The sequence below is a fragment of the Deltaproteobacteria bacterium genome (assembly GCA_019308995.1).
Taxonomy (GTDB): Bacteria; Desulfobacterota; Desulfarculia; order Adiutricales; family JAFDHD01; genus JAFDHD01.
Window position 1 is genome coordinate 1 of sequence record JAFDHD010000174.1, and the last position, 4499, is coordinate 4499.

Below are 4499 nucleotides of genomic sequence, written 5' to 3' on the forward strand. Positions count from 1 at the left end.
GTAGGTGTTCCTGTGCGGATCTATTCTGCAAATATGCGCCGGATATTCTATTGGATTAAGGTATAACAATGGCGTGAACCGGATGCGGTAAAGCGGGACATCCCTTAAGTTTTTAAAATTCATGATAATATAAAAATTCGGCTAAGAAACTGAGAGTTCCAGATATCTCTCCAGACCCTCAAAATATCATCCACCTCAAAAATCTGTGATATGTCTGACATAGGTAAACTAAGTTTCTCACAATAGCTTTCGTCATCAAACTTCCAATGCCATGGATTTCAATGATCATTATCCAAACATGGATTATTTTGAAGCCGAGGTTTTCCAATATACTTGATTTTGTCTGCATTCAGGTAGATGATGATGCAAGAAACCTGAAATCCGAAGGAGGCAATCATGGATAGAACTAAAATGTACAAAGACCTGGCCAAACATCTGGACCAGGCCCCCATTGGCGCCCCTATGTCACCGGCGCTCATTAGTCTGTTGGAAATACTCTTTCCCGAAGAAAACGAAATCAACGTCGCCCTCAAACTGCCCCTGGTGATCAAGACGCTCTCCGAACTCAAAGAGCTGTATAGCGACGTACCCGACATCGAGGACATCCTGGACCGTATGGCCAAGCGAGGCACGGTATTTGTCAGCCAGCGCCCCGGCCAGGAAAAGAAGTACCGGCTACTGCCTTCCGTGGTCGGCTGGGCCGAAACGCCCTATTGGGGGGGGAAAGACACCCCGGAAGCCCGCAAGATGGCCCCCCTGTGGCTCCAGTATCGGGAAGAGGCCTATGCGCAGGAAATGACCCGTGGTGTTCCTCCCACCCGCGTCATCCCCGTTTCCCAGACCGTTCAGGATCCCCGTAATGTCCTGCCCTTCGACGCCCTCAAACCCATGGTCGAAGCGACTTCCTACCGGGCCGTCGGGCACTGCCCCTGCCGTAAGATCAAGACCTTTGTTGGTGCGGGTTGTGATCATTCAACGGAAAACTGCCTCCACTTCGGTAGCATGGCCAGGTACATGGTCGAACAGGACATGGCCCGGGAAATAACTGTCGAGGAGACGCTCCAGATATTAAAAGACTCCAACGAGGAGGGCCTGGTGCACGTCGGCGACAACATAGAAGGCCATCTGGCCACGATCTGCAATTGTTGCGGTTGCTGCTGCAACTTCCTGGCTACCAAAAACCAGATGGGGCTTCAGACCTTTTCCGTCTCCAACTACGTGGCCCAGGTTGATATCGAGACCTGCGCCGCCTGTGGCACCTGCGAAGAACGATGCCCCATGGGGGCCATCGCTGTCGGTGATGAAGAATACGCTGTAGTGGACGCCGACAAATGCATCGGCTGCGGGGTTTGCACGCCCACCTGCCCCACTGAATCCGTGGACTTGATCCTGCGCGGGGAAGTCAAACCACCGCCCAATTTGGAAGAATTCATGACCGCTCGTTTGAGCAAACCCTGACTCAATTATTCTGTAATTTCATAAAGCGCCCGCACGTCCGGGCTCATAGCCTCCAGGTGTTCCCGGGCCTCCTCGGGTGAAACGGCCTTCAACGATCCGTCTTCCAGCTGGATCACCACGCCGGCTTCCGTCAGCATTTTGAAACGCTTCGTCCGGACTTCCTTGTCCGGATGGCAGATGAGCTGGCAATGACCACAGGTGAGCTGCCCCTTGCTGTTCGGCAGGAGGGCGTGGTAAAAGCCGATGCCCGGTTTGGGCCGAGAGGCATACGGCTTGATGGCGCTACGGAGGGCGTCCAGGAACTCTGCGTCTTTTTCCGGTATGGGGAACCGGGCCGGCGACCAGGTGGACCACTTGCCAGTCTTGGACAGGCCGGAAAACCCGCCGCAGACGTAGTCGCAGCGGTTGTAGCTCTGCCGCCTGGCATAGGAGAATTCAACCCCGCCCAGGGTGACGGTGGTTTTTTCGTCAGGGTGCATCAGGCCAGAGGCGCAAGCGGACAGACACAGCCGGCACTCGTCGCAGTAGTTATCCTCGGCAGGCAGGGGGTCCGTGGGCGCCAATTCGGCCTCTGTAACCACAGAACCCAAAATGACGGCCGCCCCTTCTTTTTTCCGGATGACGTTGCCAGACAGCCCGAAGTGCCCAATCCCGGCGCGCACGGCCAGGTAGCGATGCGAAATCGTGGGTTTCTCGTCAAAAGGACCCCGCGGCGTGTCTTTCCGGTAAACGAAATTCGATTCGACCGGAACGGCGGCATGCCCCTTCATTTCCAAATAGCGGGTTAATTCCAAGGCAATGCCGCTGGCAAGGGTGTTCGTGCGGACGTTGTCCAGGCAGTGCCCGGTAAAGTCCTCTTTCTTCAGGAACCGTTCGATCTTTTCCTGGTCCAGCGCTAGGGCGAAAACGACGGCCGACTTGGCGCCATCCAATACGTACGGCAGATCAGTAGACGGCGGTCCCCCGACAAGGGTTTCGGTCGTGACAACGCCCACGTCTATGGCCCCGGCGTTCACTACCAGATCTTTCACGAATTGGGAAAGATCTTCATAACGCTTCTTGTCTTTTACCATTTTCTAAACCTCCTCGACCCGGCAGGGCACGTAGCGGTGTAGCGGCGTACCGGCCAGGCGTTCACGATTTTTAGCCGGGGACAGACGGTTGACGTTGGTCCCGTAAACCTGGCCCCGGTATTTCAAGCCAAAGCCGTGTGGCAGGACCACATGACCAGAACCTCCGGTTCGTATATTCTTGAAAAAATCGGGACACTCTAACCTGCCCCCAATTAATGTACCATTTCTAAAGCTAGATTTGAACGCATTTTATCCTTATAAAAGCCCAGCGCCCAAACCGGCCATTTCCCAGGTTTTTTAACAGCTTATCAAATAAGAAAAAGTTACGGTTCTGGGGATAGATGCCAGCGACATAGATTATTTCAACAGGCTAGGGAATGATGCCTTTGTCTTTTAGTTTTTCTATATCTTCCCAGGTGTAATTCATCTCCAAAAGTATTTCTTCATTGTGTTGGCCGATCTCCGGGGCGAGCATTCTTATTTGAGGAACCTCCTTATTGAGGCGAATGGTGGTGGTCACGATCTTAGTCGGTCCAAAGGATGGATGCTCCACTCCCACAATGTTGTCGCTGGCCAGGATCTGGGGGTCTTCTGCCACCTCATTAAAACTTGAAGGAATATGCGTCCAGACAATTCCGTGTTCATCGAGTAATTTGCCCCATTCATCTCTCGTCTTCTCAGCGAAAGCCTCATCTAAGATAGCGATCAATTCAACGTTGTTCTCTATCCTTTTATCGCGGACACTGAGCTTGGGATTGTGCTCGAGGCCCTCCCGTCCAATGGCCTTGCATAGCGGAGACCAGTAAACGTCGTCTGGTATGCAGACGATCAAAATCCATATATCGTCCTTGGCCACGTAGTAGTTGAGCATAGGCATAGGATTGTTGATTTGATCTCTTGGCAAGCGGGGCGGCTCCTGGCCAGCAGAGAGGGCTATTTGAATGGCGCAGCTGGGGGACATTTTTATGTTGCTTACACAACGCTCAATTTAGATTAACATCTCCATTCAACCTGGCTACTCTGTTCTTTAACGAAGATTCAGCAACTCAGAAACTCAGAACCAAGATTCGCCGATGAAACCGGTTACATTAACCGTTCGGATTGGGTATGGGTATTTACGGGAAAACATATGATCATCATATGGCCGTGTCACCCGGGACTTATTACTGGGGCGGTTATTTCAGCCATTCCTGGTGGATTGATTCCAAGGAAGAATTGATCGGTCTGATTATTAATCAGCAGGTCGCCGGTTCGACTCCCATCGCCGGCTTCAATAATTTCAAGGACTTAAGTCAATTGACTTAAATCCTTTTATTTTATCGGTAAGCTTGCGGTAAGCAAAGAGATTAATTTGGTGGACCAGCTTTATTATCTCTTTAACTTTTATCAGGGATCCAACGGATACAAACAAGATTTCTGTTAACCACTTTGTCGGCGGTTCGAGTCCGTCCCGGGGAGCCAATGATTTCAAGAACTTAGGCTAATTAGCTTAAGTCCTTTTTCTTCCTGGGAAGCATATGGGAAGCATGCGAATGGATTTCAGAGTCAGGCATTCTCGCTATGAACTGGGCGTCACACTATTCGACCGCCACCGGCTTCACTTTTACACCGCCATTTAGAATCAATGGCTCCCTTGCCGGGGTTTTCTTGATACTTCTATCTTATCAAAGGTTCGGCCAGGCCTTTGATCTTATTCTATTATCGTAGGCTTGACTGCAAGTGATATATCCAAAAAATAACAAAAAATATAAGGCAGCTAAATTAGGTTAATATCGGCGGAAACAGCGTTCTTTTTTCATTACGAGAGCACTTATATGAAACCTATATAAAAAGATCTGACTCAGCTTATGTTTATTTAATTAGTGCCTGTCCGGTTTTCTAAGTATTTGGTTTAAAAGTAAAAAAAGCGCATTTTATGCTGGCCATTAGTTCTTCGGATAGTGTAGAATAAGTTATAACGTCTTAAAA

Annotated in this window: 5 protein-coding genes; 2 read left to right on the plus strand and 3 right to left on the minus strand. The window is 50.4% G+C overall.

Going from position 1 to position 4499, the window contains the following annotated elements; all coding sequences use genetic code 11:
* Window positions 1-396 precede the first annotated feature (396 nt).
* A complete protein-coding gene (locus tag JRI95_16365; protein ID MBW2063118.1) occupies window positions 397-1458 on the plus strand; it encodes a 4Fe-4S binding protein in 1062 nt (353 codons plus the stop codon).
* A gap of 5 nt (window positions 1459-1463) precedes the next feature.
* Here JRI95_16365 and JRI95_16370 read toward each other — a convergent pair whose 3' ends face one another.
* From JRI95_16370 to JRI95_16380, 3 genes are all read right to left on the minus strand, one after another.
* The gene (locus JRI95_16370; GenBank protein ID MBW2063119.1) at window positions 1464-2531 is read right to left on the minus strand and encodes an epoxyqueuosine reductase; all 1068 of its coding nucleotides are present in this window, start codon (window positions 2529-2531) and stop codon (window positions 1464-1466) included.
* Between the two features lie 3 nt (window positions 2532-2534).
* On the minus strand, window positions 2535-2681 hold the full coding sequence (locus tag JRI95_16375) for a hypothetical protein (protein MBW2063120.1): 147 nt from the start codon (window positions 2679-2681) through the stop codon (window positions 2535-2537).
* Between the two features lie 220 nt (window positions 2682-2901).
* Window positions 2902-3435, minus strand: coding sequence for a CoA transferase (locus tag JRI95_16380; protein ID MBW2063121.1), 534 nt, complete (start codon window positions 3433-3435; stop codon window positions 2902-2904).
* 203 nt (window positions 3436-3638) lie between these two features.
* On the opposite strand from JRI95_16380, the gene JRI95_16385 reads away from it, so the two are divergent.
* Window positions 3639-3836, plus strand: a complete 198-nt coding sequence (locus JRI95_16385; protein MBW2063122.1) for a hypothetical protein — start codon at window positions 3639-3641, stop codon at window positions 3834-3836.
* Window positions 3837-4499 lie beyond the last annotated feature (663 nt).